This window comes from Massilia sp. S19_KUP03_FR1 (assembly GCF_036688685.1).
GTDB lineage: Bacteria > Pseudomonadota > Gammaproteobacteria > Burkholderiales > Burkholderiaceae_D > JALYUM01.
The window spans coordinates 96,607-120,598 of the sequence record NZ_JAQQPS010000014.1; the positions used below are offsets into that span (position 1 = coordinate 96,607).

A 23,992-nucleotide genomic window follows, 5' to 3' on the forward strand; every position below is an offset into this window, starting at 1 on the left:
AAGCGAATTTTCCACGGATTTGCGCAGTCGACTTTTTAAACTTTGCGGAAATTACACCATGCTCTTTCAGCGCACCTCGATCGCCAGCGCCGTCGCCCTTTTTGTCATCACCACGGTCAACCCAGTCCACGCCCAGGCACCGGCGCCGAGCGCCGACAGCGCGCCGCTGCAATCGGTCATCGTCACCGGCACCCGCGGCAGCAATCGCACCCAGTTCGATACCATGGCGCCGGTCGACGTGTTCACGCGCGAGGACATCGCCGCGGTGGAATCGTCCGACCTGAACGACGTGCTGGCGCAGCTGGTGCCGTCGTATGTGGTGCAGCGCCTGCCGATGGCCGACGGCCAGGTGTTCGTGCGTCCCGCCACCTTGCGCGGCCTGTCGCCGGATCAGACCCTGGTGCTGGTCAACGGCCGCCGCTTCCACCGCAGCGCGCTGCTCGGCGCGCGCGGCGCGCAGGCGCCCGACCTGGCGCAAATTCCAACTTCCGCCATCAAGCGCATCGAAGTGCTGCGCGATGGCGCCTCGGCTCAATACGGTTCCGATGCGATTGCCGGCGTCATCAACATTATCCTCGACGACAGCGTCGGCACTGAAATCTCCGTGCGCCACGCGCAGTACGGCGCAGGCGACGGCAAGGCCAACGAAATCAACGCCCGCACCGGCTTTGCCATCGGCGACGGCCGGCTGGCGCTGTTTGCCGAGCTGTCGCAGTCGGACCCGACCTCGCGCACGCGCCAGCGCGCCGACGCCATCGCCTTCCAGGCCGCGCACCCGACCCTGACGGTGCCCAACCCGGTACAGCGCTGGGGCCAGCCCGAGCTGGAAAGCAAGCGTCTCGGCTACAACCTGACGCTGCCGCTGGGCGACGTCGACCTGTACAGCTACGGCCTGTTCGGCACCAGCGAAGGCACGTCCGACTTCAACTGGCGCAATCCGGACACCAGCACCACCGCCTACAACACCAGCAGCGCCTTCCCCGCTTTTAATCTGCGCACCATTTACCCGCTCGGCTTCAGCCCGCAGTACAGCAACGAGCAGGACGACCTGCAAGTGGCAGCCGGTGTGCGCGGCCGTTTCAGCGAACGTTTAAGTTGGGACCTGGGTGCATCGTACGGCCGCAACCGCATCGATTATTCGCTGGCCAACTCGATCAACGCTTCAATGGGGCCGGCCAGCCCGACGTCGTTTTACCTGGGCCGCCTGACGCAAGAAGAAACCGTGGCCAGCGCCAACTTCAACTACGAATTGCCGCTGGCCAGCCTGGCGCAACCGGTCAACATCGGCTTCGGCGCCGAGTTCCGCAATGAGACCTACGGCGTGAACGCCGGCGACCCGGCCTCGTATACGGTGGGCGCGGGCGCGGCCACCGGGCTCGATGCGAATGCGAACGGCGCACCCGGTTTCAGCGCCCGCCAGGCCGGCAGCTGGAAACAGGACAGCTATGCCGCCTTCGTCGATGTCGAAGTGCCGTTGACCCGGCAATGGAGCGTGGGCGTGGCCAGCCGCTACGAACATTTTTCGGAGTTCGGCAGCAATGTCGACGGCAAGCTGTCGTCGCGTTTTGCCATCACCCCCGACTTTGCGCTGCGCGGCTCGTATTCGACCGGCTTCCGGGCGCCGACGCCGGGCCAACTCAATACCAGCAGCACCTCGCAGGGCCTCGACACCAAGACGCTGCTGGTGTTTACCAGCGGCCGCCTGGCTAACAGCGATCCGCTCGCGCTGGCCCTCGGTGCGCAGCCCTTGAAACCGGAAAAATCGAAGAACCTGTCCCTCGGCTTCACCTGGAAATCGCAGATCGGCTTGTCCGGTTCGGTCGACGTGTACGAGATCAAGCTGCGCGACCGCTTCAGCACCTCGGCGTCGTTCGCGGTGCCGGCCAATGTCGCCAATCCGCTGCGCTACACCTCGATTAATTACTTCACCAACGACTTCGACACCACCACCCAGGGCATCGATGTCGTCGGCAACTACCTGCGCCGACTGGGCAGCGGCAAACTGAATACCACGCTGGCCTGGAACTACAACACCACCTCGGTCGACGGCGGCAAGACCGGCGTCGCCACCAACGCGGCGCAGCGCATCGTGTTCGAGGAGCGCCTGCCGCGCCAGAAAGCCACCTTCAGCACGACGTATGAACAGGGCCAGTGGAGTGGACTGGGCCGCGTGCGCCATTACGGCAGCTGGACCGACAGCACCGGCAACGCCACCGGCGACATCTTCCAGCGCTTCGGCGCCATCCAGTTTATCGACCTGGCGGCCAGCTACAAGATCAACGCCAAGCACACGCTGCGCTTCGGCATCGACAACGTGTTCGACAAGTATCCTGACGAAGCCACGTACCAGGCCAGCCGCGGTCTGATCTACTCGCGCAATGCGCCGTACGACACGGATGGGCGCAATCTGTATGTCGAATACAAGGTGAAGTTTTGATGCTCGATCACACCCGCCGCACCCTTCTGCGCGCCGGACTGTTGCTGCCGGTGGCCGCCAGCGCGTCGGCGGCGCCCGCCTTGCCATTGCTGGCGCCGCCGGCGGCCAGCACGCCGGCCGTGCTGGCCACGGACCGGGCGTACTGGGCCTCTGTCGCCGCCCAATACGACATGGTCGACGACGTGGTCCTGCTCGACAACGGCTATTGGGGTTCGATGGCGCGGCCGGTACTCGACACTTACCAGCGCGCCACGGCCACGGTCAACCGCGGCAATGCCTGGTACGGGCGCACGGTGTTTCCCGCCGAATGGGTGGCCGCACACCAGCAGGCGGCTGCGGCGCTGGGCGTGGCGCCGGATGAAATCGTGCTCACGCGCGGCGCGACCGAAGCGCTGCAGGCGCTGATCGGCGGCTACAACCGCTTGCGTCCTGGAGACGTTGTGCTGTACGCGGACGTCGACTACGACAATATGATCACCACCATGAACTGGCTGCGCACGCGCCGTGGCGTCGAGGTGGTCAGGATAGCCTTGCCGGAGCCGGCCACCCATGCCGGTGTAATCGCCGTCTACGCGCAGGCGCTGGCGCGTTACCCGCGTCTTAAAATGATGCTGCTTACGCACGTCAACCACCGCAACGGCATGGTGCTCCCGGTGGCGGAAATCAGCCGCATGGCGCGCGCGCGCGGCGTTGACGTGATCGTCGATACGGCCCACGGCTTCGGCCAGCTCGACATGCGCATTCCCGACCTGGAAGCCGATTTCGCCGGCATCAACCTGCACAAATGGATCGGCGCGCCGGTCGGCGTGGGCGCCGTCTACATCAAGCGCGGCCGGGTGCCGGACATCGACCCGTACATGGGCGAGCGCGCCGGCAATGACATCCGCAGCCGCGTGCACACCGGTACCGTCAACTTCGCCGCCTACATGGCACTGCCGGCGGCGCTGGCGCTGCACCAGCAGATCGGGGTGGCGAACAAGCAGGCGCGCTTGCGGCTGCTGCGCCAGCGCTGGGTCGATGCGGCGAGACAAATCGACGGCGTCGATGTGCTGGCCTCGGACGACCCGCGCCTGGTCAGTGCGATTGCGTCGTTCCGCCTGCGTGGGCAAACCACGCCGGCGCAAAATGCGGCCGTGTCAAAACGGCTGCTGCTTGAGCACCGCGTGTTCACGGTGCCGCGCGATGACCTGGCCTCGGGTTCGTGCGTGCGCGTAACGCCGGCAATTTTCACGACCGAAGCGCACATCGACAGTTTCATCGATGCCCTGCGCCACGTGGCGCGCACGGGATAATCAAGTCAAAAACACACAGGGGTCAGTGTCAAATTATTCAGCAATTTTTCCGGTCGCAATCAAAAATAATGAGGGTCAGAGTCGAATTGTTGAGCAACTAGTTGCCAAACAATTCGACTCTGACACTCCATTTTTACTCAGTGAATTAGTTGCAAATTAATTCAACTCTGACCCTAATTTTTGGGCAATTGATTGGCGGCATTGATGGCGTGCGTGATGGATGGCTTACGATTGCGCTGGGGTCTCGACACCTGAATAGGCTAGCACGGCATCGGGAGGCGCTGGTCTTGTACCTTGAGTGCACGGACATCGCTGTTCAATTTGAACAGTTCGGTCGCGCTGAAGCACACGCTCGATACATTGAGAGGGCAGATGCCGGCCTTCGCCTGACACCCGGCTTCACATCAACGCTGTCATACGCTGCGTGATACCATACCCCCCTATCCTATAAAGAAGGGGCGTCATGGCGGTCAAGTCTCCATGTATCGAACTGTGCAAATTCGACGGTAAAACCGGCTTGTGCATCGGTTGCCTGCGCACGCTCGACGAAACGCGCGGCTGGAAAAAGATGAGCGACCATCGCCGCCATCAGATCGTCAACGAACGCCCGATGCGCGAAACGAAACTGGCGCGCACTCAGGCAACCGAAAAAAAGGCGCGGCCATGAACGCTATCGGGCAGGACCAGATGGCGCTGGCGGCGCTGCGACACGACCACGTTTTCGATGCCGGCAACAAGGTGGCCGAGCGCGGGTCGCGCATCGTGATGTGGATCACGGCCGCGATGATGGTCGTCGAAATCGCCGCCGGCTGGTGGTACAACTCGATGGCCTTGCTGGCCGACGGCTGGCATATGAGTTCGCACGCGCTTGCCATCGGCCTGTCCGCCTTCGCCTACGCAGCGGCCCGCAAATATGCCCGCGACCCCAGGTTCGCATTCGGCACCTGGAAAATCGAGATACTGGCTGGCTATACCAGCGCGGTTTTCCTGCTCGGCATCGCGCTCCTGATGGCCTTCAGTTCGTTCGAGCGCCTGCTCGCACCGCAGCCCATTCACTACCGGGAAGCGATCGTCATCGCGCTGGTCGGCCTGCTGGTCAATATTGTCTGCGCCTTTATTCTGGGCGGCGCCCATCACCACGGCGACGACGATTCGCATGGCCACGCCCATCATGACCTGAACCTGCGCTCGGCCTATGTGCACGTCATGGCCGACGCGGCCACGTCGGTACTGGCCGTGATCGCGCTGGTCGGCGGCTGGCTTTATGGATGGGCGTGGCTGGATCCGCTGATGGGGATTGCCGGCGCCATCCTGGTGGCGGTCTGGGCCAAGAACCTGATCGTCAGTACCGGCAAAGTGCTGCTGGACCGCGAAATGGATGCGCCGGTTGTCGAGGAAATTCGGGAAGTGATCGCGGCAACGGCGCAGGGCCATGCCACCGAACTGGTCGACCTGCACGTCTGGCGCGTTGGCAAACAGTCGTATTCGTGTGCGCTCAGTATCGTCACGCGCGACCCTGGCCTGACGGCGCGTCAGCTCCGTGAACAGTTATCCGTGCACCAGGAAATCGTCCACGCCACCATCGAGGTCCATCTGCTGTCAGCGGCTGCGTGATAGCATACCGGCCTAGATTATCTTCCTGGTAGCCCGACGTGTCGCACACCGCCAAAGAAAAAACCAAGTTGCTCAACCGTGTTCGACGCATCCGCGGCCAGGTGGAAGCCGTGGAGCGCGCGCTGGAAGCCGAAGGCGATTGTGCCGACATCCTGCACTTGCTGGCGGCAACCCGTGGCGGCCTGAATGGCCTGATGGCCGAGGTCATCGAGGACCATATTCGCGAGCATGTCGCCAGCCCTGACATCGACAGCGCCGCCGCGCGTAGCAAGGGCGCCGACGAACTGGTCGACATCATCCGCACGTATTTGAAATAACCGAAGAGGGCATCGCGCGCGCCGTGCGCAGGCCGACCCGGTCAAGCCACGCTTGCCTGACTGGCGCAGCAATACGCGCGAAAACATTCATGAATCGGATTCATGGCGCCATGCCGGTTTTGCAGGCTTATCAAGGCATTGCAGTGTGCTTACACTGCTTGCTGACCTGACCTGTTGAAGAGAGATGCAGATGATCCAAGTAACCGTATTGATTGGCGCCGGCTCGATCGGCCTGGCCATTGCCCGCCGCGTGAGTGCGGGCCGCCACGTGCTGGTGGCCGACCTGCACCAGAAGAATGCCGACGCTGTCGCCAAAACGCTGGAAGAAGCCGGCTTTGCCACCACCACCGCCGTGGTCGCTGTGGCCTCACGCGCCTCGGTGCATGCACTTGCAGCACAGGCCGCCGCAATCGGCGCCGTGCTCGGCGTGGTGCATGCGGCCGGTGTGTCGCCGTCGCAGGCGCCACCGGCCGTCATCCTGCATGTCGACCTGCTGGGCACCGCACTGGTGCTGGAAGAATTCGGCAAGGTGATCGCACAGAATGGATCGGCCGTGGTCATCGCATCGCAGTCGGGCCACCGCCTCAAGGCATTGACGGCGGAAGAAGACAAGCTGCTGGCCACGACGCCTGCCGACGACCTGCTGGCACTGCCGATGCTGCAAGCCGATCAGGTGACCGATTCGCTGCACGCGTATCAGCTGGCCAAGCGTGGCAATGCGCTGCGCGTGATGTTCGAAGCGGTGCGCTGGGCCAAACGCGGCGCACGCGTCAACACGATCAGCCCGGGCATCGTCATCACGCCGCTGGCGCACGATGAATTGACGGGGCCGCGCAGCGAAGGGTATCGACGCATGCTGTCGCTTAGCCCTGCCGGCCGGGCCGGAACACCCGATGAAGTGGCCAATGTCGCGGCGCTGCTGATGGGCGCGGACGGCGCATTCATCACCGGCAGCGATTTCCTGATGGATGGCGGTGTGACTGCGTCGTACTTCTACGGCGAACTGGCGCCGGAGAAGCAGGCTTAGTTTGCATTTGAATTAACGACGTACACCGCCATGCCCGCGGCAAAAGCGCGCAATGCGGCGCGAGCCGTCGCGACAGCGCACCACGCGCTCACGCGGTCGCGGCGGATGGGCGCGTTGATGCCGCTCGACGGCGTGCCGGGCGGCCTGTGGATTATTCGGGCGATCGCTGCCGGAATCGAAGTGCACCTGGGCCTGGGCAGCGCCCATGGCGCCGAAGGCCAGCGCAAGGCTGACGAGTAATTTTTTCATGATCCATCCGGGTGGGTAAGCAAGCAGCCATTGTGGCAGCATCCCAGTTACCGTCTGTTTCCCAACGCACACGACCAATGCTTACCGGTACAATTAAATAAGCATTGCCCGGGTCGCCACCCTGGTCATGGCGTCAGCTGGACAACAGCAGGCGATAGCCGACGCCGGTTTCGGTAATCAGGAAGCGCGGCTGGGCCGGATCGTCTTCGAGCTTGTGGCGCAGGTGGCCCATGTAGATGCGCAGGTAGTGGCCGTTTTCCACGTGCGCCGGCCCCCAAACCGCGCGCAGCAGCTGCGGGTTCGAGACCACGCGTCCGGCATTGGTCACCATCAACGCCAGCAGCTTGTATTCGGTCGGCGTCATGTGCACGTTCGCGCCGCCTTTCGAGACGCGCCGGTCTTTCAGGTGGACCGTCACGTCGCCAAAGTGCACCACGCCCGCATCGTCGGCACTTGGCTGGCGCTGGCGCCGCAGCGTGGCGCGCACGCGCGCCTGCAGTTCGCCCACGCCAAACGGTTTCGTCAGATAGTCGTCGGCGCCCGCGTCGAGCGCGCGGATTTTTTCGGATTCCTGCACGCGCGCCGAGAGCACGATGATCGGCACCGGCGACCATTTGCGGATGTCGGCAATGAAGTCGATGCCGTCGCCGTCCGGCAGGCCGAGGTCGAGCACGATCAGGTCGGGCGTGCGCGTGCCGGCGTCGATCAGGCCGCGCTGCAGCGTGACGGCCTCGAACACCTGCCAGCCTTCTTCCTCCAGCGCGGCGCGCACGAACCGGCGGATCTGCGGCTCGTCTTCGACCAGCAGGGCGGTCAGGGCTGGTTCATTCATTCACATTCTCCAAACTGTTGCTGCGGGCGCGGGCGCAGCCGGCGCAGCGCGGCGTCCAGGCGCGCGCCAATGCCGAACAGTTTACTCATATATTCGTCGGCACCGGCGTTCAGCGCACGCATTTTCTCACTGTCGTCGACGCGCGCGGCCAGGACAATCATCGGCACGTGCGAGCGTTGGCGGACCTGCACGATGTAATCCACCGCGCCGCCCTCGGGCATGCCCAGGTCGAGCACGATCAGGTCCGGCTGCCCGGACCAGGTGTCGATCCGTGCGCGCGCCAGGCTGGCCGCTTCGCGTACTTGCCAGCCGTCTTGTTCCAGCGCGGCGCGCACGAAGCGGCGAATTTCATGGTCATCTTCGACCAGCAGTGCGGTTGGCATCGATTCATTCATCTGCGTTCTCCATGTGCGCCGTTTCAATTGCAGGCGGTGCCGGCGGGGTGCCGCGCGGCAGGGCAATCACAAAGCCGGCGCCGCCTTCGGGCGAGGCGCAGGCCTTGATGGTGCCGCCATGCGCTTCGATGATTGCGCGGCAGATGGCCAGCCCCAGGCCCACGCCCGGCTTGGCCGATTCGCGTTCGCCGCGGGTAAACTTCTCGAACAATACGTCTTCCTTGCCGTGCGGGAGGCCGGGACCATTGTCGTACACCGTGACATTCACCCAGGCGCCGAACGGCTGCGCCGCGATGACGATGCGCGAACCGGGCGGTGTATATTTGGCCGCGTTTTCCAGCAGGTTGCACAATACCCGTTCGATCAGCACCGCATCGAACAACACCAACGGCAGGTCGGGCGCCAGCTGGGTGCTGACACGGTGCTCCTTCAACAGCCCCGCACAAATGCGCAAGGCGCTGCCGACGACTTCTTCCAGGTCGTGCCACTGTAAATTGAAGGTCACTTCACCGCTCTGGATGCGTGCCATGTCGAGCAGGTTGGCCACCAGTGCGCTCATGCGCAGCGCTTCGTCGTGCAGGTCTTGCGCCATGGCCAGTTGCAGCGGCGCCAAAGCAGGCTTCGAGCTCGCGAGCGACTCCGACACGCCCACCAAAGAGGTGAGCGGCGTGCGCAGATCATGCGACAGCGCCGCCAGCAGGGAATTGCGCAGGCGTTCGGATTCCATCGTCACCAATGCGCTTTGCGCCACTTCGATGTAATGCACGCGTTCGAGCGCGATGGCGGCCAGCGCCGCGAACGTGTCGAGTTGCTGGCGCTGCTCCGGAATCAGGATCCAGCGCGCATGTTCGGGCTCGATGGCCAGGATGCCGCGGGTGCGCATGGGCGCCACCAGCGGCAGATAAAATACCTTGCTGGCCGGAAGGGTGTCGGTGCCGAGGCCGGCGGCCTCCGCATGGTCGAAGGCCCACTGGGCGATGCCCACGTCCAGCGTGGTCGGGTCGTGCGGCGCCAGCAGGCGGCCGTCCGCGTCCGGCACCAGCAGCACGGCGCGGGCACGGAACGCGCGCTGGATGACCGTGCGCGTGGTTTCGAAAATCTGGTCCGTTTGCAGGGCGCCCGACAATTCGCGCGCGAACTCGTACAGGGCACGCGAGCGTGCTTCGCGCTGCGACGCCACGCGCGCCTGGAAGCGCAGGTTCGAGGTCAGGTGGCCGGTGATCAGGCCCACCGCCAGCATGACGGCAAACGTGATCAGGTACTGGAAATCAGATACAGCGAAGGTGAAGCGCGGCGCCACGAAAAAGAAATCGAAGCAGGCCACGCTGACACAGGTAGCCAGCACTGACGGGCCACGCCCGAAGCGCACCGCCACCAGCACCACCACCAGCAGGAACAGCATCGCGATATTGGCCAGGTCGAGATATGCCAGTAGCGGCGTGGTAAGCAGCGCAGTGCCAATGCTGGCGATGGCGGCCCAGGCGTAGGACCAGACCCGGCGCTTGCTGCGCAGGGTTGAGGCGTCCAGTTCGCGCTGGTCGCGGCTAGCGGCTTTTGCAGGCGCCGTCTGGTTGGCGGCGTCGCCGATTTCGATCAGGTCGATATCGGGCGCGTAGTCGGCAATGCGGCGGATATGCGCGGTGCGCCAGGGCCAGCTGCGGTGCCCCCGCCCAAGCGCAATCTTCGACAGATTGTGGCTGCGTGCGTACTCCACGGCTGTCAGCGCGATGTCGCTACCCGACAGCACCGCCGTGGTCGCGCCCAGATCCTGAGCCAGCTTCAGGTTTTTTAAAGTCTGTTCGCGCTGTGCGGCTGGCAAATGCTGCAAGGCCGGCGTCTCGATATAGATTGCGTGCCAGCCGGTTCCGAGTTGTCCGGCCAGCCGCGCCGTGCTGCGCACCACGTGGTCGCACTCGGGACGCGGACCGACGCAGGCCAGCAGTGCGGCGCCGGTTTTCCAGATCGCGTCGATCGATTTTTCGACGCGGTAGGCCCGCACGTCGTCGTCGATGCGGTCGGCCGTGCGGCGTAGCGCCAGTTCGCGCAGGGCGATCAGGTTCCCTTTGCGGAAAAAATTCCTCGATGCGCGCTCGGCCTGCTGCTCCTGATAGACCTTGCCGTCTTTCAGGCGCGCCAGCAATTCGTCGGCGGGTAGGTCGACCAGCACCACTTCATCGGCCAGGTCGAATACCGTGTCGGGCACGGTTTCGGCAACCCGGATGCCGGTGATGCCGCCGACCACATCGTTGAGGCTTTCCAGGTGCTGGACGTTGACCGTCGTGAAGACGTCGATGCCGGCGTCGAGTAATTCTTCGACATCCTGCCAGCGCTTCGGATGGCGCGAGCCGGCGGCATTCGAATGCGCCAGTTCATCCATCAAAATCAGCGGCGGCGCCCGTTCCAGCGCGCCATCGAGGTCGAATTCGCTGATCGACTTGCCGCGGTAGTCGACTGTCTTGAGCGGCAGCACGTCCAGGCCTTCGAGCATGGCTGCGGTCTCGCTGCGGCCATGTGTTTCGACCACGCCCACCAGCACCGTGCTGCCGTCGCCCTTCAGCTTGCGGGCTGCCGCCAGCATGCTGAAGGTCTTGCCGACGCCGGCCGAGGCGCCAAAATAGATGCGCAGCTTGCCGCGCGCGGCGCGCCGGTCCTGCGCCTGCACGTGCGCTAGCAGGGCATCCGGATCCGGTCGTTGTGGGTCGTTTGAAGACATGGGCAGTCTTGAAATGGCAATTTAGCGAGTGTGCACTGCTTCGGCATCGAGCGCCAGATTCAATGCCAGTACATTCACGCGCGCTTCCCCGAAGAAGCCAAAGTACTGGGGCTGGGTATGCGACTGGACCAGGGCGACGACCTGCTCGCGCGGCAGCTTGCGTAGCGTCGCCACCCGGCTGGCCTGGTAAATCGCTGCGGCGACGCTGATCTCCGGGTCCAGCCCGCTGGCCGAGGCCGTCACCAGGTCGACCGGAATCGGCGTGGTATTCGATGGGTCGGCCGCTTTGAGCGCATCGACGCGACCCTTGACCGCGTCGACCAGGGCCGGGTTTGTCGGGCCCTGGTTGGCGCCGCTCGAACCGGCCGCATTGTTCGGCATCGGGCCGGTGGCCGATGGACGGCCCCAGAAGTATTGCGGCGACGAGAACGACTGGCCAATCAGGCGCGAGCCGATCGCCTTGCCGTCACGTTCGACGATGCTGCCGCCGGCCTGGGATGGAAAAGCTACGCCGCCGATGCCAGTGACGGCGAGCGGATAGAGCACGCCGCACAGCAGGGTCAGGGCGCCGAACAGGACGATGGCGGGACGCGTTGTGGAAAATAAGGTGGAGAGCATGATGGTTCCTTTATGCGAGGTTCAGGAGCGACAGCAGCATGTCGATCAGCTTGATGCCGATGAACGGCAAAATGATGCCGCCGACACCGTAGACCAGCAGGTTACGGCGCAGCAGTGCGGCGGCGCCAATCGCGCGGTACTGCACGCCCTTGAGTGCCAGCGGAATGAGCACGACGATGATCAAGGCATTGAAAATCACGGCCGACATGATTGCCGACGACGCGCTGGTCAACTGCATGATGTCGAGCGCCTTCAGTTGCGGGTAGGTGCCGACAAACGCCGCCGGGATGATGGCGAAGTATTTCGCGATGTCGTTCGAGATTGAGAAGGTCGTCAGCGAGCCGCGCGTCATCAGCATCTGCTTGCCGATTTCGACGATCTCCAGCAGCTTGGTTGGATTCGAATCCAGGTCGACCATATTGCCCGCTTCCTTGGCAGCCTGGGTGCCCGAATTCATCGCCACCGCCACGTCGGCCTGGGCCAGCGCCGGTGCGTCGTTGGTGCCGTCGCCCGTCATCGCCACCAGGCGCCCCTCGGCCTGGTAACCGCGGATGAGTTTAAGTTTGTCTTCCGGGGTGGCTTCGGCGAAGAAGTCGTCCACGCCCGCTTCGGCGGCAATCGCGGCCGCCGTCACCTTGTTGTCGCCGGTGATCATGACGGTCTTGATGCCCATGCGACGCAGCTCCGCAAAACGCTCCTTGATGCCGCCCTTGACGATGTCCTTCAGCTCCACCACACCCATCACCTTGCCGCCATCGGCGACCACCAGCGGCGTGCTGCCGCGGCGCGAGACATCGTCCACGGCGCGGGCCACGTCGGCCGGGTACGGCATGCCCATTGCTTCGACATGGCGTTTCACGGCGTCGGCCGCGCCCTTGCGCACCGAACGCTGATGCATGTCGGCGCCGCTCATGCGGGTATTCGCCGAAAACGGGATGAACACCGCGTTCAGGGATGCCATTTCGCGTTCACGAATATTAAAACGCTGTTTGGCCAGCACCACGATCGAGCGGCCTTCCGGCGTTTCATCGGCCAGCGAGGCCAGTTGCGCCACGTCGGCCAGCTGTTCTTCGGTCACGCCCTGGGCCGGAATGAAGGCGGAGGCCTGGCGATTACCCAAGGTGATGGTGCCGGTTTTATCGAGCAGCAGCACGTCGACGTCGCCGGCCGCTTCCACGGCGCGACCGGAGGTGGCGATCACATTGGCCTGCATCATGCGGCTCATGCCGGCCACGCCGATGGCCGACAGCAGGCCGCCGATGGTGGTCGGGATCAGGCACACCAGCAGCGCGATCAGCACCGTGATGGAGACCGGGACGCCCGATTTAGCGGCGTCCACGGCGAACAGCGAGAACGGCAGCAGCGTGACGGTGACGATCAGGAAGATGATCGTCAATGCGACCAGCAGGATCGTCAACGCGATCTCGTTCGGCGTCTTCTGGCGCTTGGCGCCTTCGACCATGGCGATCATGCGGTCGAGGAAGGTCTCGCCGGGGTTCACGGACACCCGCACGACCAGCCAGTCGGACAGCACGCGGGTGCCGCCGGTGACGGCACTGAAATCGCCGCCAGACTCGCGGATCACGGGCGCCGATTCGCCGGTGATGGCGCTCTCGTCGACCGAGGCCACGCCTTCGATGACTTCGCCGTCGATGGCAATCACGTCGCCCGCTTCGACCAGGATGATGTTCCCTTTGCGCAGGTCGTTGGCGGTGATCGGCAGCCAGGTGGTGCCGTATTTCGGTTCGCTGAGCTTCTTGGCCATCGAGGCCTGCTTCAGGTTGCGCAAGGAGGCGGCCTGCGCCTTGCTGCGGCCCTCGGCCAGCGCTTCGGCGAAGTTCGCAAACAGCACCGTGAACCAGAGCCAGACGCTGATCGCGCCGATGAAGCCGGCACTCGCTTCACCCTGGCCGAACAGTGACTGGACGAACAGCAGCGTGGTGATGATGCTGCCAATGAAAACGACGAACATGACCGGGCTGCGCAACTGGGTGCGCGGGCTCAGTTTCTTGAATGCGTCGAGGACGGCGGGGCCAAGCAACGCTGAATCGAACAGCGTCAGGCCTTTGCGTGACGTGGATACTTGCGACATCTGGTACTCCTATTTATTTTGCAAACAACTGCAAGTGTTCGATGACGGGACCGAGCGCCAGCGCCGGGACATAGTTCAGGACACCGACCAGCACCACCACGCCGATCAGCAGACCGATGAACATCGGGCCGTGGGTCGGCATGGTGCCGGCGTTGGCCGTCAATCTCTGCTTGCCTGCCAGGGACCCTGCAATGGCGAGAATCGGCACGATCATCGCGAAGCGGCCGAACCACATGGCCAGAGCCAGCATGCTGTTGTAGAACGGTGTGTTGGCGGACAGGCCGGCAAACGCGCTGCCGTTGTTGTTGGCGGCCGAACTGAAGGCGTACAGGACCTCCGAGAAGCCGTGCGCACCCGGATTGGCCATACCGGCGCGGCCAGCATCGAGCATGACCGCAATCGCCGTGCCGGCCAACACCAGCGTTGGCGTGACCAGGATGGCGATCGCCGTCATCTTCATTTCGTAGGCCTGGATTTTCTTGCCCAGGTATTCCGGCGTGCGGCCGATCATCAGGCCGGCGATGAACACCGCCATGATCGCGAAAATCAGCATGCCGTACAGGCCCGAGCCAACCCCACCAAAGATCACTTCACCGAACTGGATCAGCAGCATCGGCACCATGCCGCCGAGTGGCATGAACGAGTCGTGCATGGCATTCACGGCGCCGCACGAGGCAGCCGTGGTGACCGCGGCGAACAGGGCGGAGGCGCTGATACCGAAGCGGGTTTCCTTGCCCTCCATATTGCCGCCGGCCTGCGTCAGGCTGGCCAGCTGGTCGATGCCCATGGCTTGCAGGGCAGGGTGGGCTTGCTGTTCGGCGCCCAGTACCACGGCGGTAGCGACCACAAAAATCAGCGTCATGGCCGCCAGTACCGCCCAGCCTTGCCGGATGTCGCCCACCATGCGTCCGAAGGCGAAGCACAGGCCGGCGGGAATGAGGAAGATCGCCAGCATCTCGACGAAATTCGACAGCGCGGTGGGGTTTTCATACGGGTGCGCCGAGTTGGCGTTGAAGAAGCCGCCGCCGTTCGTGCCGAGCATCTTGATCGCTTCCTGCGAGGCGACCGGGCCCATTGCGATGGTCTGCGTGGTGGCCGTCAGGGTTTCGGTCACTGGCTGGCCTTTGGCGTCGACCATCGGCTGATCCTGCGCGTCTTTTTTCGGCTGCGAGTACGTCACCGGGTCGAGCAGGGTCACCTCTTTATAGGCAGAGAAATTCTGGATCACGCCCTGGCCCGTCAGGAGCACGGCGATGATGAGCGACAGCGGCAACAGCACGTACAAGGTCGACCGGGTGATGTCGGCCCAGAAGTTGCCGATCGATTTGACCGAGCGCGCACTGAAGCCGCGCACCAGTGCGAAGGCCACGGCCATGCCAGTGGCGGCCGAGAAGAAGTTCTGGCCGGTCAGCGCCACCATCTGGGTCAGGTAGCTCATGGTCTGCTCGCCGCTGTAGCCCTGCCAGTTGGTGTTGGCGACGAAACTGACGGCGGTATTGAACGACGAGTCGGGGCTGACATTGCCCAGACCCTGTGGATTGAGCGGCAACCACAGCTGCACGCGCTGCACGCCGTAGACGAACAGGGCGCCCACGGCGTTGAACACGATCAGCGCCAGTGCATACGATTTCCAGTCCTGGCCGCTGTCGGCTTTGACGCCGGCGAGGCGGTACAGGACGTTTTCCACTTTACCGAGCCAGCCGAGGCCAGGGACAGCAGTGCCGTTACCGACACGGGTCAGCAGGATGCCGAGCGGGTAGCTCAGTGCCAGCAGCACCACCAGGAACACCGCCAGCAAGACAAAAGATTGCGTCGTCATTACAGGTTCTCCGCTTTCAACAGGGCGATGATCAGGTAGACCAGCAGGCCGGTTGCGGCGACAGCGCCGATCACATAAAAGAGGTTCATGGCTTGGCGCCTCCCAGGACAGCGCAGCCGTACGCAAATGCGCAGGTAATCGCTGCAAAGGCGACGATCGCCCCGATAAATACAATGTCCATTCACACCCTCACTCAGGTTTGTTTTAGTAAGGGAGAAGGTTAGCGGGAAGGGTCTAAAAACTTTGTAAAGACTTGGGGGTGGGGCGTAAACGCCGTGTAAAGATTGCTGCTTACGGTGCGCGAACAACGCAAAATGGCAGCCACATGGGCTGCCATTCGGTACTGCGCCAATCGAAGTTTAGAAGGTTTTGCTGATGGTGAGCAGCAGCGCCGTCTTGCCAAGGAATTTGCCGTTGGCCGGCGAGGCATACGCGCTTTTCCCCGCGTTGGTGCCAATCACCGCCAATGCGCCGGTGACGACGCCGAAGTCCTTCGTCGCGCCCAGTTTCCAGTCGGTGTAACTGGCCGCCGAGTTGTGTTCGACTTTCTGGTGGCCGGCGTGCAAATTGGCGGTAAAGCCATTGCCGACATCGATATTCGCGCCGATATCCAGGTAGCCGCTGTTCTTGCTGTCGACAAAACCAAACAGGTTCGTCAGCGCATGCGAATACTTGATGTACGTGGGACCATAGCCCAGCTGACCATACACTTCGGTCGTGTTGGCGCTGACAAAACCCGGCACGCCGGACAAGCCGTTCGACGGATACACATACGTCAGTACACCAACGTCATACGTGACATCCTTGGTCAGTTCGCCGCGCTTGCCGGCGTAGATATCGAGCTCGACGTCGCCGCCGCCGCCCGCGTCCTTGGTCCACTTGATGGTGGAGAGCCAGGTGCCGACGTAAAAGCCGGTAGGGTTGTTGATGTAGTCGGCGCCGCCCTGCACGGCCGGCTGCAGGCGCGTTTGCGAGATGCCGCGATAACGGTAGTCGGACGTGACGGCAGCGTTGAAGCTCACTTCATTATCCGGTTTGGCTTCTTCGGCGTGGGCGAAACCGCTTGCAAACAAGGTGGCGAGGGCGCTCGCCAACATTAATTTTTTCATTGATGCGTCTTTCATTACGTGGGTAAAAATTCTTTTATTGGATTGCCTGGTTTTTCATGCGGCCAAATTCAGCCGCAGGCAGGCTGCGCAGGATCAGGTCCATCACCGGCATGGCCATCGCAGGGCTGATGCACAGCCAGACCCTGGTCTTGCGGGTGTCGGCGCAGACGGCCACCCGCATGAATTCCATGGCCTCGCCACAGAAACGCATCACCAGCTGGCGCAATGCGGTAATGGTGGTCGTGTCGACCGTCAGCAGCATCACGCAATGGGGCTGCGGCGATGCGGCGGAACGGCGTATGGCGATGGACTGGCTGGTTTGCATGTTGACCCCTGAAGGTATCGATGAAAGGCAATCAGGTTAGCGAGAAAGGTATAAAAAATTTCTAAAAAGGTGAACGGGAACCATAAACGCCGTGTATAAAGTGCGCCGATTTTTACGTCTCGTTTACGCATCCACCCGCGTTCTTGACAAAGTTTTTACGCCTGCCTCTGTACGATTGCCGCAGCGATCAAGCCAGCAATATGGGAACCACAGATGCACGCTGCCACGCCGCAGACACTCAATATTCGGGAAGCAACCCCGGACGATATCGCCGCCCTGATGCAGATCGAGGAGCGTAGCTTCAGCTCCGACCGCCTCAGCCGCCGCAGCTTCCGCCATCTGCTCACCGAGGGCAATTCGGTCACGCTGGTCGACCAGCTTGGGACCGCCGTGCGCGGCTACATCACCCTGCTGTTTCGCGATGACGTCTCGCTGGCCCGCATCTATTCGATTGCCACTGCGCCCGATTATCTGGGCCAGGGCGTGGCGGCAGGCTTGCTGGACGCGGCCGAACAATGTGCGCTGGCCCACAACTGCATGGCCATGCGCCTGGAAATCCGCAAGGACAATGCGCCGTCCCAGCGCCTGTTCCTGCGCCACGGTTACGCACTGTTCGGCACGCACGACGGCTATTACGAAGACGGCATGGATGCGCTGCGGTTCGAAAAATCGCTGGCCGCGCACCTGCGCCCGGAATTGGCGCGCACCACCTATTATCGGCAAACGCTCGGTTTTACCTGCGGCGCGTCGTGCCTGATGATGGCCATGAAAGCCTTCGACCGCTCGCTGGTGCTGGACCGCACGCTGGAACTGCAGATCTGGCGCGAAGCGACCACGATCTACATGACGGCGGGGCACGGCGGCTGCGGCCCATACGGGCTGGCGCTGGCCGCGCACCGGCGCGGCTTCGCCACCGAGATTTATGTCAATGGCGACGGCGTGCTGTTTCGCGAATCGGTGCGCAGCGAAGAAAAGCGCGAGGTGATTACGCTGGTCCATGACGACTTCGTGCGCCAGGTGCATGCCAGCGGTATTGCCGTGCACCACCGCGTGGCCGGCACGGCGGAGCTGACGCGCTGCTTTGCCAACGGCGGCATTCCGCTGGTGCTCATTTCTACCTGGCGCCTCACGCGCGAGCGCGCGCCGCACTGGGTCGTCGTCACCGGCAGCGACGAGCGCTACTTTTTTATCCAGGATCCGGACAATGCCAGCGCCCGTCCACCCGAACAGCGCATCAATATGGCCATCATCAAAAAAGACTTCGAGCGCATGGCGCGCTACGGCCGCAACGCCACCAAGGCGGTGGTGGTGGTCTATCCCCGTGTGCCAGCTCCTTCTATCTGAATCCAAAAAAATTATGCGTACCAAACCAACCCCTGCCAAGCCGGCGCCGCGCCTGATCATTGTCGTCGAACAGATGAAGGACTGGCCCGACACGGCCGCGCCGTATCAGATCGTGACGGCGGCCCAGTTTCTGGCCTCGAGCGGCCATGCCGCCGCGCCAGGCACCACGGTCATCAACCTGTGCCGCAGCTACAAATACCTGTCGGTGGGTTACTACTGCTCGCTGCTCGGCGAAGCGCGCGGGCAGGTGGTGCTGCCATCGGTGAAAACCATCAACGACCTGTCGCGCAAGGCCATCTATACCCTCGATACGGAAGAACTCGACTTTGTATTGAACCAGTCTCTCGACCATCCCGACCACCGCTTCATGCCAGTTGAGTTTTCGCTCGATATTTATTTCGGCACCACCGAATACACGCCACTGGCGCCGCTGGCCCGGCAAATTTTCGAGACCTTCCCGGCGCCGCTGATGCGGGTCGAATTTACGCGCGAGGAGGACTGGAAAATCGGCGCGATCCGGGTCCAGAATATCAGCACCCTGTCCGACGCGCAGCTGGCGCAAGGCCGCGACGCGCTGCGTACCATCGAGCAGGCGCCCATGCCTGCGGCCGCGCCGACTAAACCGTACCGCTACCACATCGCCATCCTGCACGATCCGGAAGAAGAGCTCGCGCCCAGCAACCAGCAAGCCTTGAAGGCGTTCATCGACATGGGCCGCAAGATGGCCCTCGACGTCACGCTGATCGAAAAGAAGGATTTTTCGCGCCTGGCCGAATTCGATGCGCTGTTCATTCGCGAGACCACGGCCATCAACCACCATACCTACCTGTTCGCGAAAAAAGCGGAAAGCGAAGGCATGGTCGTCATCGACGACTCGATGTCGATCCTGCGCTGCACCAACAAGGTCTACCTGGCCGATCTGCTGCGCATGCACGACATTCCCACACCGCGCACGCACACGCTGCAGCGCGCCGACCTGCAGGACATCGGCGCCATCGAGCGCGATATTGGGTATCCGATGGTGATGAAAATCCCGGATGGCGCGTTTTCGCGCGGCGTGACCAAGGTGGCCAATGCCGAAGAATTTCAGCAGACCGCGACCGCGCTGCTGAACCAGTCGGCCTTCATCCTGGTGCAGGAATATATGTTCACCGACTTCGACTGGCGCATCGGCGTGTTGAACCGCAAGGCCATCTTCGCCAGCAAATACTTCATGTCGAAGAACCACTGGCAAATTGCCAAGCGCGATGCGGGCGGCCAGGCCGAATTCGGCGCTGCCAGCGCCGTGCGCCTGGACGAAGTGCCGCCGCAATTGCTGGCCCACGCGGTCGCTGCCGCCAACCTGATCGGCGACGGCCTGTATGGCGTCGACATGAAGATGACGGCGCGCGGGCCGGTCGTCATCGAGGTCAACGACAACCCGAATATCGATGCCGGCAACGAAGACAGCGTGCTGGGCGACGCCATGTACCGCATTGTCCTGGGAGACATCGTGCGCCGCCTCGACCTGGCCCATGGGCTGGTGGTGCATGTCGAGGAGTGCGCCAGTGAATGAGGTTGCCGCGCGCGTGAACTGCTCGGTGTACAGGAAAGGCATCAAGCTCGAAGACATTCCGATCGACGATATCAGCGAAGCGCTGGAAGAAGACGACACCTTTGTCTGGCTCGGCCTGGTCGAGCCGGACAAAGAATTGATGCAGCACGTGCAGGCAGAATTCGACCTGCACGACCTGGCTGTGGAAGACGCCCAGAACGCGCATCAGCGTCCGAAAATCGAGGAATATGGCGACACCCTGTTCGTGGTGCTGCATACGGTGTCGCTGGCCGGGCAGACCATCCACTTCGGCGAAACGCACGTGTTTGTCGGACCGCGCTTCGTCATCACGGTGCGCCATGGCAAGTCGAGTGGCTATGCGTCGGTGCGCAAGCATACCGAAAGCATGCCTGCGCGCCTGGCGACGGGACCGGGCTATGTGCTGTACTCGATCATCGATTTCATCGTCGACCATTACCAGCCGTGCATGGATACCTTGCAGTACCGGTTTCGCCAGGTCGAAAAAGATCTGTTCCTGCCCAATCCGCCCTCGGACAACCTGGAAGAGTTCTACAACCTGAAAAACGAGCTGCTCTCGGTCCACGCGGCGGCGGCGCCGCTGACCGACATCTGCACGCAGCTGCTGCGCTTTCACAGCGACATCATCCCGAATGAAAACCGTATTTATTATCGCGACATTCTCGACCACGTCGCGCGCGTGACCGATACCGCCGACCGGATCAGCGAAATGATCAATGCCGCCATGCAGGTGGCGCTGGCGCAGGTGACGATTCGCCAGAACGACGTGGTCAAGCGCCTGGCAGGGTGGGGCGCGATTCTCGCCGTGCCGACGATGGTGTTCAGCCTGTACGGCATGAATTTCAGGTTCATGCCCGAACTGGCGTGGCGCTGGAGTTATCCGGTGGTGATGCTGGGGATTTTTACTGGCAGTGTCCTGCTGCACAGGCGCCTGAAGCGTCTTGGCTGGCTATGAATCCCAGCAACTTCCTTCCCGGCCTCTGCAAGGGCTTGATGGGCGGCTTGCTGGGCCTGGACGGCGCGCTGCGCGTGCCCTGCCTGGCCGAACCGCGCCCGTCCGAGGCCATCGTGCTGCGCCATGCGACCGGCCTGGTGGTGGTCGCAGCGGCGTGGCTGTGGCGCGCCACCATCGTCCCGCTCGAGGTACTGGCAAACCACCTTGATGTGGTCCTGTGCCTGCTCGCGGGCAGCCTGGCCGGCGCTACACAGAGGCAGCGCGAGTGGCGCGCGTCCCTGGTCGTGCTGGCCGCGCTGGGACTGCTGATCCTCGCCTTGCCGGCGCATGTATGGGGTGTGGTGGCCGGCGTCGCCATTGGGATGGTGATGGGATGCGCCGCGGGCGCCGCCTTGCTGCTGGTGCCGGCCATCGTGTTGTTGTACGGCATGGAGATCAAGGTGGCGGGCAGCCTGGCGCTGATGGTGTGTGCGCCGCTGCTGGCGACGGGACTGTTGCGCCAACCCGCGCCGTGGATGCTGCTGCGCCAACAACAAGACCAGTTGCTGGCGCTGGCGTGCGGCGCCGCGGCAGGTGCCTCGCTCGGCGTGCTGGTGCTGGGATGGCTGCCGTCGCATAGCGTCATAACGCTGGTCGAGGCGCTGCTTGTTTATGCCGCGTTTATCAATTTCAGCGCATTCTTTACAAAATTTTTGCATGCGAAAAGCTAAGCTGTCCGTTCGATTTATTCAGTACTTCAAACATGTATTCGACAAGGTATGGCAAGCCCGAACGCCGCCGGCTTGGGCGCTGGCGGCGAGCGTGGCATCGCGCGTTCTGGCTTGCCGAGCTGGCTGCCATCGTGCTGGTCTGGTACTACGCGGTCACCCTGATGCTGGCCGAGGGCTTGTTGTGACGGCCCGGCGACCGAATAGCGCCTGCGCGCTGACCGGCGCACGGGTGGCGTTGCGCCAGCTCGACAGCGGCGACGCGGCCGACCTGCTGGCCTTGTACGCGGACCCGGAAGTGATGCGCTACTGGAGCCACGCACCGTGGACATCAATCGACCAGGCCCGCTCCGCCATCGCCGAAGCGCGCGCGGACTACCGCACCGGGGCCAGCCTGCACTACGCGATCGCGCACCGGGAAACCGGCGCATTGATCGGCTGCTGCGCCTTGTATGCATTCTCCAGGCAGAACCGCAGCGCCAGCGTCGGCTACATGCTGGCCAAGGCGCACCGGGGCCACGGCTATCTGCGCGAAGCGCTGGTTTTGCTGCTCGATCACGGCTTCGATGCCCGCAGTCTGAATCGGGTCGAAGCGGAAGTGAGCCTGCACAACACCGGATCCTGCATGGTGCTGGCGCGCATGGGATTTCAGGTCGAGGGCTGCATGCGCGAGCATTGGATCGTCTCCGGCATCAGGCATGACACGGTGGCATACGGCTTGCTGCGGGCCGACTGGCGCTGCGGCTAAAACATCCGCGAGCAGACCGACGCATATTATTAAGTTGACCGACCAGTCACTCTCTTATATAGTCCTGTCCAGAGAACAGGAGTCCCGCCATGGCACGACCGAGAAGTGATGAGAAGCGCAACGCCATCATGGCCGCGGCAATCAGGATCATCGCCGCGCAGGGATTGGGTGCGTCGACCGCCAGCATCGCGAAAGAGGCCGGCGTGTCGAATGGCGCCTTGTTCACGTATTTCGAAACCAAGTCGGCACTGCTGAACGAACTTTATCTGCACATCAAAGGCGACATGGCGCAGGCGACCATGACCGACCTGCCGTTCGAGGCCGACCTGCGCGGCCAGATGCTGCATGTCTGGAACCGCTGGGTGCAGTGGGCCCAGGCCCATCCGCAGCAGCGCAGGGCCCTGGCCGAGCTGTCCGTCTCGCACGAGCTGACCGCGGCCACGCGCGACGCGGCCAGCCAGTCGTATGCCGGCATCGCCACGCTGCTCGAGCGCAGCCGTGCGCATGGCGTCCTGCGCGATGCGCCGCTGATGTTTGTCGGCTCGCTGGTCGTGGGCCTGCTCGATGCAACGGTTGACTACATGGCGCGCGATGCGGCCAACGCACCCACGCACGCCGCCGCCGGTTTCGCAGCCCTATGGCGCATGCTCGGCTGATTTTTTTAACGAATTAAAAGAGTGACTGGACACACATCATGAGTAATCGACAACGCTGGGTGGTCTCGGTCACGCAATCCTCTGTGGCGCCCAGGCACGGTCGCCTGGTCCTTCTCACTGCAGTCCTCTTTCTGGTACTCATCATGTCCTTATTCACTGCTCAGGCAGCGCCGACAGCCGAACCATCGTCGCCCCAGTTCCGCGACGGTAAATTCCGCAATCCCGTCCCGATGCACAAACAAAGTGCAGCCGAGATAGCCCGCCTGATGTGGACCTTCGTGTTTAACAAGCCGGCCGGCACCATCCCGACCCAGGCCATCCCGGTGCGGGCTTTGAGCCGGAGCGCGCTGCTGGCGGCGCCCGACAAGTCGCTGTTTCGCCTGGGCCATTCGACCATGCTGATCAAGCTGGGCGGCGAGTTTTACCTGACCGATCCGGTGTTCTCGAAGCGCGCCTCGCCAGTGCAATGGGCCGGCCCGGCACGCTTCCACGAGGCGCCGATCACGATCGCCGAATTGCCGGACATCAAGGCTGTGATCCTGTCGCATGACCACTACGATCACCTCGACCATGCCACCGTCCTGGCGCTGGCCGCGAAGACGCAATACTTCCTGGCGCCGCTGGGCGTGGGCCAGCGCCTGCGCGACTGGGGCATCGATGGCGCCAAAGTGCGCGAGTTCGACTGGTGGCAGGAAGCGGTCATCGACGGCACCCGTTTTGCGGCCACGCCAGCGCAGCATTTTTCCGGACGTGGCCTCGGCGACGGCAATTCGACGCTGTGGGCATCCTGGGTGATCATGCACGACGGCCTGCGCCTGTTCTTCAGCGGCGACACCGGCTACTTTGCCGGTTTCAAGGAAATTGGCGCCAAGTACGGGCCGTTCGACGTGGCGCTGATGGAAACGGGTGCCTACGACAAGCAATGGGCCGACATCCACATGCAGCCGGAAGAGACCCTGCAAGCCTTCCTCGACCTGCAGGGCAAGTGGCTGGTTCCCATGCATAACGGCACCTTCGACCTGGGCCTGCACCGCTGGCAGGAACCGTTCGAACGCATTTCAGTATTGGCCAGCAAGCACGAGGTGGCGATGGCGACGCCTGAAATGGGCGAGCGCCTGGATTTGACACAGCCGCAGCCCGGAACACCGTGGTGGCGCGATTTGAAATAAC

At 63.1% G+C, this 23,992-nt stretch carries 24 protein-coding genes; 14 read left to right on the plus strand and 10 right to left on the minus strand.

Features of this window, described 5'->3' with window-relative positions; translation table 11 throughout:
- Positions 1 to 58: 58 nt before the first annotated feature.
- From V6M87_RS16700 to V6M87_RS16725, 6 genes are all read left to right on the plus strand, one after another.
- A complete protein-coding gene (locus V6M87_RS16700; RefSeq protein ID WP_332877777.1) occupies positions 59 to 2,437 on the plus strand; it encodes a TonB-dependent receptor plug domain-containing protein in 2,379 nt (792 codons plus the stop codon).
- Positions 2,437 to 3,729, plus strand: coding sequence for an aminotransferase class V-fold PLP-dependent enzyme (locus V6M87_RS16705; protein WP_332877778.1), 1,293 nt, complete (start codon positions 2,437 to 2,439; stop codon positions 3,727 to 3,729). Before V6M87_RS16700 ends, V6M87_RS16705 begins: the two co-directional genes overlap by 1 nt.
- Before the next feature lie 463 nt (positions 3,730 to 4,192).
- Entirely contained in the window at positions 4,193 to 4,396 is a 204-nt protein-coding gene (locus V6M87_RS16710) for a DUF1289 domain-containing protein (protein ID WP_332877779.1), read from the plus strand.
- Positions 4,393 to 5,343 carry a CDF family Co(II)/Ni(II) efflux transporter DmeF gene (gene dmeF, locus V6M87_RS16715; RefSeq protein WP_332877780.1) on the plus strand — a complete coding sequence of 317 codons (951 nt, stop codon included), beginning with the start codon at positions 4,393 to 4,395 and terminating at the stop codon, positions 5,341 to 5,343. The genes V6M87_RS16710 and dmeF overlap by 4 nt, the downstream gene beginning before the upstream one ends.
- Before the next feature lie 38 nt (positions 5,344 to 5,381).
- Positions 5,382 to 5,660 carry a metal/formaldehyde-sensitive transcriptional repressor gene (locus tag V6M87_RS16720; RefSeq protein WP_332877781.1) on the plus strand — a complete coding sequence of 93 codons (279 nt, stop codon included), beginning with the start codon at positions 5,382 to 5,384 and terminating at the stop codon, positions 5,658 to 5,660.
- 190 nt (positions 5,661 to 5,850) lie between these two features.
- Positions 5,851 to 6,687 (plus strand): SDR family oxidoreductase, encoded by an 837-nt coding sequence (locus V6M87_RS16725; RefSeq protein ID WP_332877782.1) that lies wholly within the window; start codon positions 5,851 to 5,853, stop codon positions 6,685 to 6,687.
- Between the two features lie 12 nt (positions 6,688 to 6,699).
- Here the strand turns inward: V6M87_RS16725 and V6M87_RS16730 are convergent, their stop codons facing one another.
- The 10 genes from V6M87_RS16730 to V6M87_RS16775 all read right to left on the minus strand — a co-directional run bounded on the left by V6M87_RS16730 (position 6,700) and on the right by V6M87_RS16775 (position 16,839).
- Complete coding sequence (locus V6M87_RS16730) at positions 6,700 to 6,936, minus strand: hypothetical protein (protein WP_332877783.1); 237 nt, start codon at positions 6,934 to 6,936, stop codon at positions 6,700 to 6,702.
- Between the two features lie 133 nt (positions 6,937 to 7,069).
- Complete coding sequence (gene kdpE / locus V6M87_RS16735; protein WP_332877784.1) at positions 7,070 to 7,768, minus strand: two-component system response regulator KdpE; 699 nt, start codon at positions 7,766 to 7,768, stop codon at positions 7,070 to 7,072.
- On the minus strand, positions 7,765 to 8,163 hold the full coding sequence (locus tag V6M87_RS16740) for a response regulator (RefSeq protein ID WP_332877785.1): 399 nt from the start codon (positions 8,161 to 8,163) through the stop codon (positions 7,765 to 7,767). The genes kdpE and V6M87_RS16740 overlap by 4 nt, the downstream gene beginning before the upstream one ends.
- Entirely contained in the window at positions 8,156 to 10,876 is a 2,721-nt protein-coding gene (kdpD, locus tag V6M87_RS16745; RefSeq protein ID WP_332877786.1) for a two-component system sensor histidine kinase KdpD, read from the minus strand. The genes V6M87_RS16740 and kdpD overlap by 8 nt, the downstream gene beginning before the upstream one ends.
- A 21-nt stretch (positions 10,877 to 10,897) precedes the next feature.
- Positions 10,898 to 11,494, minus strand: a complete 597-nt coding sequence (gene kdpC / locus V6M87_RS16750) for a potassium-transporting ATPase subunit KdpC (protein WP_332877787.1) — start codon at positions 11,492 to 11,494, stop codon at positions 10,898 to 10,900.
- Positions 11,495 to 11,504: 10 nt separating this feature from the next.
- Positions 11,505 to 13,586: a potassium-transporting ATPase subunit KdpB gene (gene kdpB, locus V6M87_RS16755; protein WP_332877788.1), complete on the minus strand. Its 2,082-nt coding sequence runs from the start codon at positions 13,584 to 13,586 to the stop codon at positions 11,505 to 11,507.
- Between the two features lie 13 nt (positions 13,587 to 13,599).
- Positions 13,600 to 15,405 carry a potassium-transporting ATPase subunit KdpA gene (kdpA, locus tag V6M87_RS16760; protein WP_332877789.1) on the minus strand — a complete coding sequence of 602 codons (1,806 nt, stop codon included), beginning with the start codon at positions 15,403 to 15,405 and terminating at the stop codon, positions 13,600 to 13,602.
- A complete protein-coding gene (locus tag V6M87_RS16765) occupies positions 15,405 to 15,494 on the minus strand; it encodes a potassium-transporting ATPase subunit F (RefSeq protein WP_332877790.1) in 90 nt (29 codons plus the stop codon). The genes kdpA and V6M87_RS16765 overlap by 1 nt, the downstream gene beginning before the upstream one ends.
- Before the next feature lie 270 nt (positions 15,495 to 15,764).
- Positions 15,765 to 16,514 (minus strand): TorF family putative porin, encoded by a 750-nt coding sequence (locus V6M87_RS16770; protein WP_332877791.1) that lies wholly within the window; start codon positions 16,512 to 16,514, stop codon positions 15,765 to 15,767.
- Between the two features lie 34 nt (positions 16,515 to 16,548).
- Positions 16,549 to 16,839, minus strand: coding sequence for a hypothetical protein (locus V6M87_RS16775; protein ID WP_332877792.1), 291 nt, complete (start codon positions 16,837 to 16,839; stop codon positions 16,549 to 16,551).
- Positions 16,840 to 17,052: 213 nt separating this feature from the next.
- Here V6M87_RS16775 and V6M87_RS16780 point away from each other — a divergent pair, with 213 nt between their 5' ends.
- The 8 genes from V6M87_RS16780 (at position 17,053) to V6M87_RS16815 (ending at position 23,991) form a co-directional block, all read left to right on the plus strand.
- Positions 17,053 to 18,183 (plus strand): GNAT family N-acetyltransferase/peptidase C39 family protein, encoded by a 1,131-nt coding sequence (locus V6M87_RS16780; RefSeq protein WP_332877793.1) that lies wholly within the window; start codon positions 17,053 to 17,055, stop codon positions 18,181 to 18,183.
- Positions 18,184 to 18,196: 13 nt separating this feature from the next.
- Positions 18,197 to 19,738: a RimK family protein gene (locus tag V6M87_RS16785; RefSeq protein WP_332877794.1), complete on the plus strand. Its 1,542-nt coding sequence runs from the start codon at positions 18,197 to 18,199 to the stop codon at positions 19,736 to 19,738.
- Positions 19,731 to 20,711 (plus strand): magnesium/cobalt transporter CorA, encoded by a 981-nt coding sequence (gene corA, locus V6M87_RS16790; protein WP_442920603.1) that lies wholly within the window; start codon positions 19,731 to 19,733, stop codon positions 20,709 to 20,711. The genes V6M87_RS16785 and corA overlap by 8 nt, the downstream gene beginning before the upstream one ends.
- Positions 20,708 to 21,421 (plus strand): hypothetical protein, encoded by a 714-nt coding sequence (locus V6M87_RS16795; protein WP_332877796.1) that lies wholly within the window; start codon positions 20,708 to 20,710, stop codon positions 21,419 to 21,421. Before corA ends, V6M87_RS16795 begins: the two co-directional genes overlap by 4 nt.
- A 32-nt stretch (positions 21,422 to 21,453) precedes the next feature.
- On the plus strand, positions 21,454 to 21,606 hold the full coding sequence (locus V6M87_RS16800) for a hypothetical protein (RefSeq protein WP_332877797.1): 153 nt from the start codon (positions 21,454 to 21,456) through the stop codon (positions 21,604 to 21,606).
- On the plus strand, positions 21,603 to 22,166 hold the full coding sequence (locus tag V6M87_RS16805; protein ID WP_332877798.1) for a GNAT family N-acetyltransferase: 564 nt from the start codon (positions 21,603 to 21,605) through the stop codon (positions 22,164 to 22,166). Before V6M87_RS16800 ends, V6M87_RS16805 begins: the two co-directional genes overlap by 4 nt.
- Positions 22,167 to 22,255: 89 nt before the next feature.
- Positions 22,256 to 22,822: a TetR/AcrR family transcriptional regulator gene (locus tag V6M87_RS16810; RefSeq protein WP_332877799.1), complete on the plus strand. Its 567-nt coding sequence runs from the start codon at positions 22,256 to 22,258 to the stop codon at positions 22,820 to 22,822.
- Positions 22,823 to 22,965: 143 nt separating this feature from the next.
- The gene (locus V6M87_RS16815; protein ID WP_332877800.1) at positions 22,966 to 23,991 is read left to right on the plus strand and encodes an MBL fold metallo-hydrolase; all 1,026 of its coding nucleotides are present in this window, start codon (positions 22,966 to 22,968) and stop codon (positions 23,989 to 23,991) included.
- The last annotated feature ends 1 nt before the right edge of the window (position 23,992 follow it).

What these genes read in the sequence shown, in the direction of transcription:
- V6M87_RS16795 (WP_332877796.1), top strand. Translation starts at nt 20,708, where the DNA reads ATGAATCCCAGCAACTTCCTTCCCGGCCTCTGCAAGGGCTTGATGGGC.
- V6M87_RS16765 (WP_332877790.1), bottom strand. Translation starts at nt 15,494, where the DNA reads ATGAACCTCTTTTATGTGATCGGCGCTGTCGCCGCAACCGGCCTGCTG.
- dmeF (WP_332877780.1), top strand. Translation starts at nt 4,393, where the DNA reads ATGAACGCTATCGGGCAGGACCAGATGGCGCTGGCGGCGCTGCGACAC.
- kdpC (WP_332877787.1), bottom strand. Translation starts at nt 11,494, where the DNA reads ATGCTCTCCACCTTATTTTCCACAACGCGTCCCGCCATCGTCCTGTTC.
- V6M87_RS16780 (WP_332877793.1), top strand. Translation starts at nt 17,053, where the DNA reads ATGCACGCTGCCACGCCGCAGACACTCAATATTCGGGAAGCAACCCCG.
- kdpB (WP_332877788.1), bottom strand. Translation starts at nt 13,586, where the DNA reads ATGTCGCAAGTATCCACGTCACGCAAAGGCCTGACGCTGTTCGATTCA.
- V6M87_RS16800 (WP_332877797.1), top strand. Translation starts at nt 21,454, where the DNA reads ATGTATTCGACAAGGTATGGCAAGCCCGAACGCCGCCGGCTTGGGCGC.
- V6M87_RS16785 (WP_332877794.1), top strand. Translation starts at nt 18,197, where the DNA reads ATGCGTACCAAACCAACCCCTGCCAAGCCGGCGCCGCGCCTGATCATT.
- V6M87_RS16775 (WP_332877792.1), bottom strand. Translation starts at nt 16,839, where the DNA reads ATGCAAACCAGCCAGTCCATCGCCATACGCCGTTCCGCCGCATCGCCG.
- V6M87_RS16700 (WP_332877777.1), top strand. Translation starts at nt 59, where the DNA reads ATGCTCTTTCAGCGCACCTCGATCGCCAGCGCCGTCGCCCTTTTTGTC.
- V6M87_RS16725 (WP_332877782.1), top strand. Translation starts at nt 5,851, where the DNA reads ATGATCCAAGTAACCGTATTGATTGGCGCCGGCTCGATCGGCCTGGCC.
- V6M87_RS16730 (WP_332877783.1), bottom strand. Translation starts at nt 6,936, where the DNA reads ATGAAAAAATTACTCGTCAGCCTTGCGCTGGCCTTCGGCGCCATGGGC.
- kdpA (WP_332877789.1), bottom strand. Translation starts at nt 15,405, where the DNA reads ATGACGACGCAATCTTTTGTCTTGCTGGCGGTGTTCCTGGTGGTGCTG.
- V6M87_RS16770 (WP_332877791.1), bottom strand. Translation starts at nt 16,514, where the DNA reads ATGAAAAAATTAATGTTGGCGAGCGCCCTCGCCACCTTGTTTGCAAGC.
- kdpE (WP_332877784.1), bottom strand. Translation starts at nt 7,768, where the DNA reads ATGAATGAACCAGCCCTGACCGCCCTGCTGGTCGAAGACGAGCCGCAG.
- V6M87_RS16705 (WP_332877778.1), top strand. Translation starts at nt 2,437, where the DNA reads ATGCTCGATCACACCCGCCGCACCCTTCTGCGCGCCGGACTGTTGCTG.
- V6M87_RS16710 (WP_332877779.1), top strand. Translation starts at nt 4,193, where the DNA reads ATGGCGGTCAAGTCTCCATGTATCGAACTGTGCAAATTCGACGGTAAA.
- V6M87_RS16740 (WP_332877785.1), bottom strand. Translation starts at nt 8,163, where the DNA reads ATGAATGAATCGATGCCAACCGCACTGCTGGTCGAAGATGACCATGAA.
- V6M87_RS16810 (WP_332877799.1), top strand. Translation starts at nt 22,256, where the DNA reads ATGGCACGACCGAGAAGTGATGAGAAGCGCAACGCCATCATGGCCGCG.
- kdpD (WP_332877786.1), bottom strand. Translation starts at nt 10,876, where the DNA reads ATGTCTTCAAACGACCCACAACGACCGGATCCGGATGCCCTGCTAGCG.
- V6M87_RS16815 (WP_332877800.1), top strand. Translation starts at nt 22,966, where the DNA reads ATGTCCTTATTCACTGCTCAGGCAGCGCCGACAGCCGAACCATCGTCG.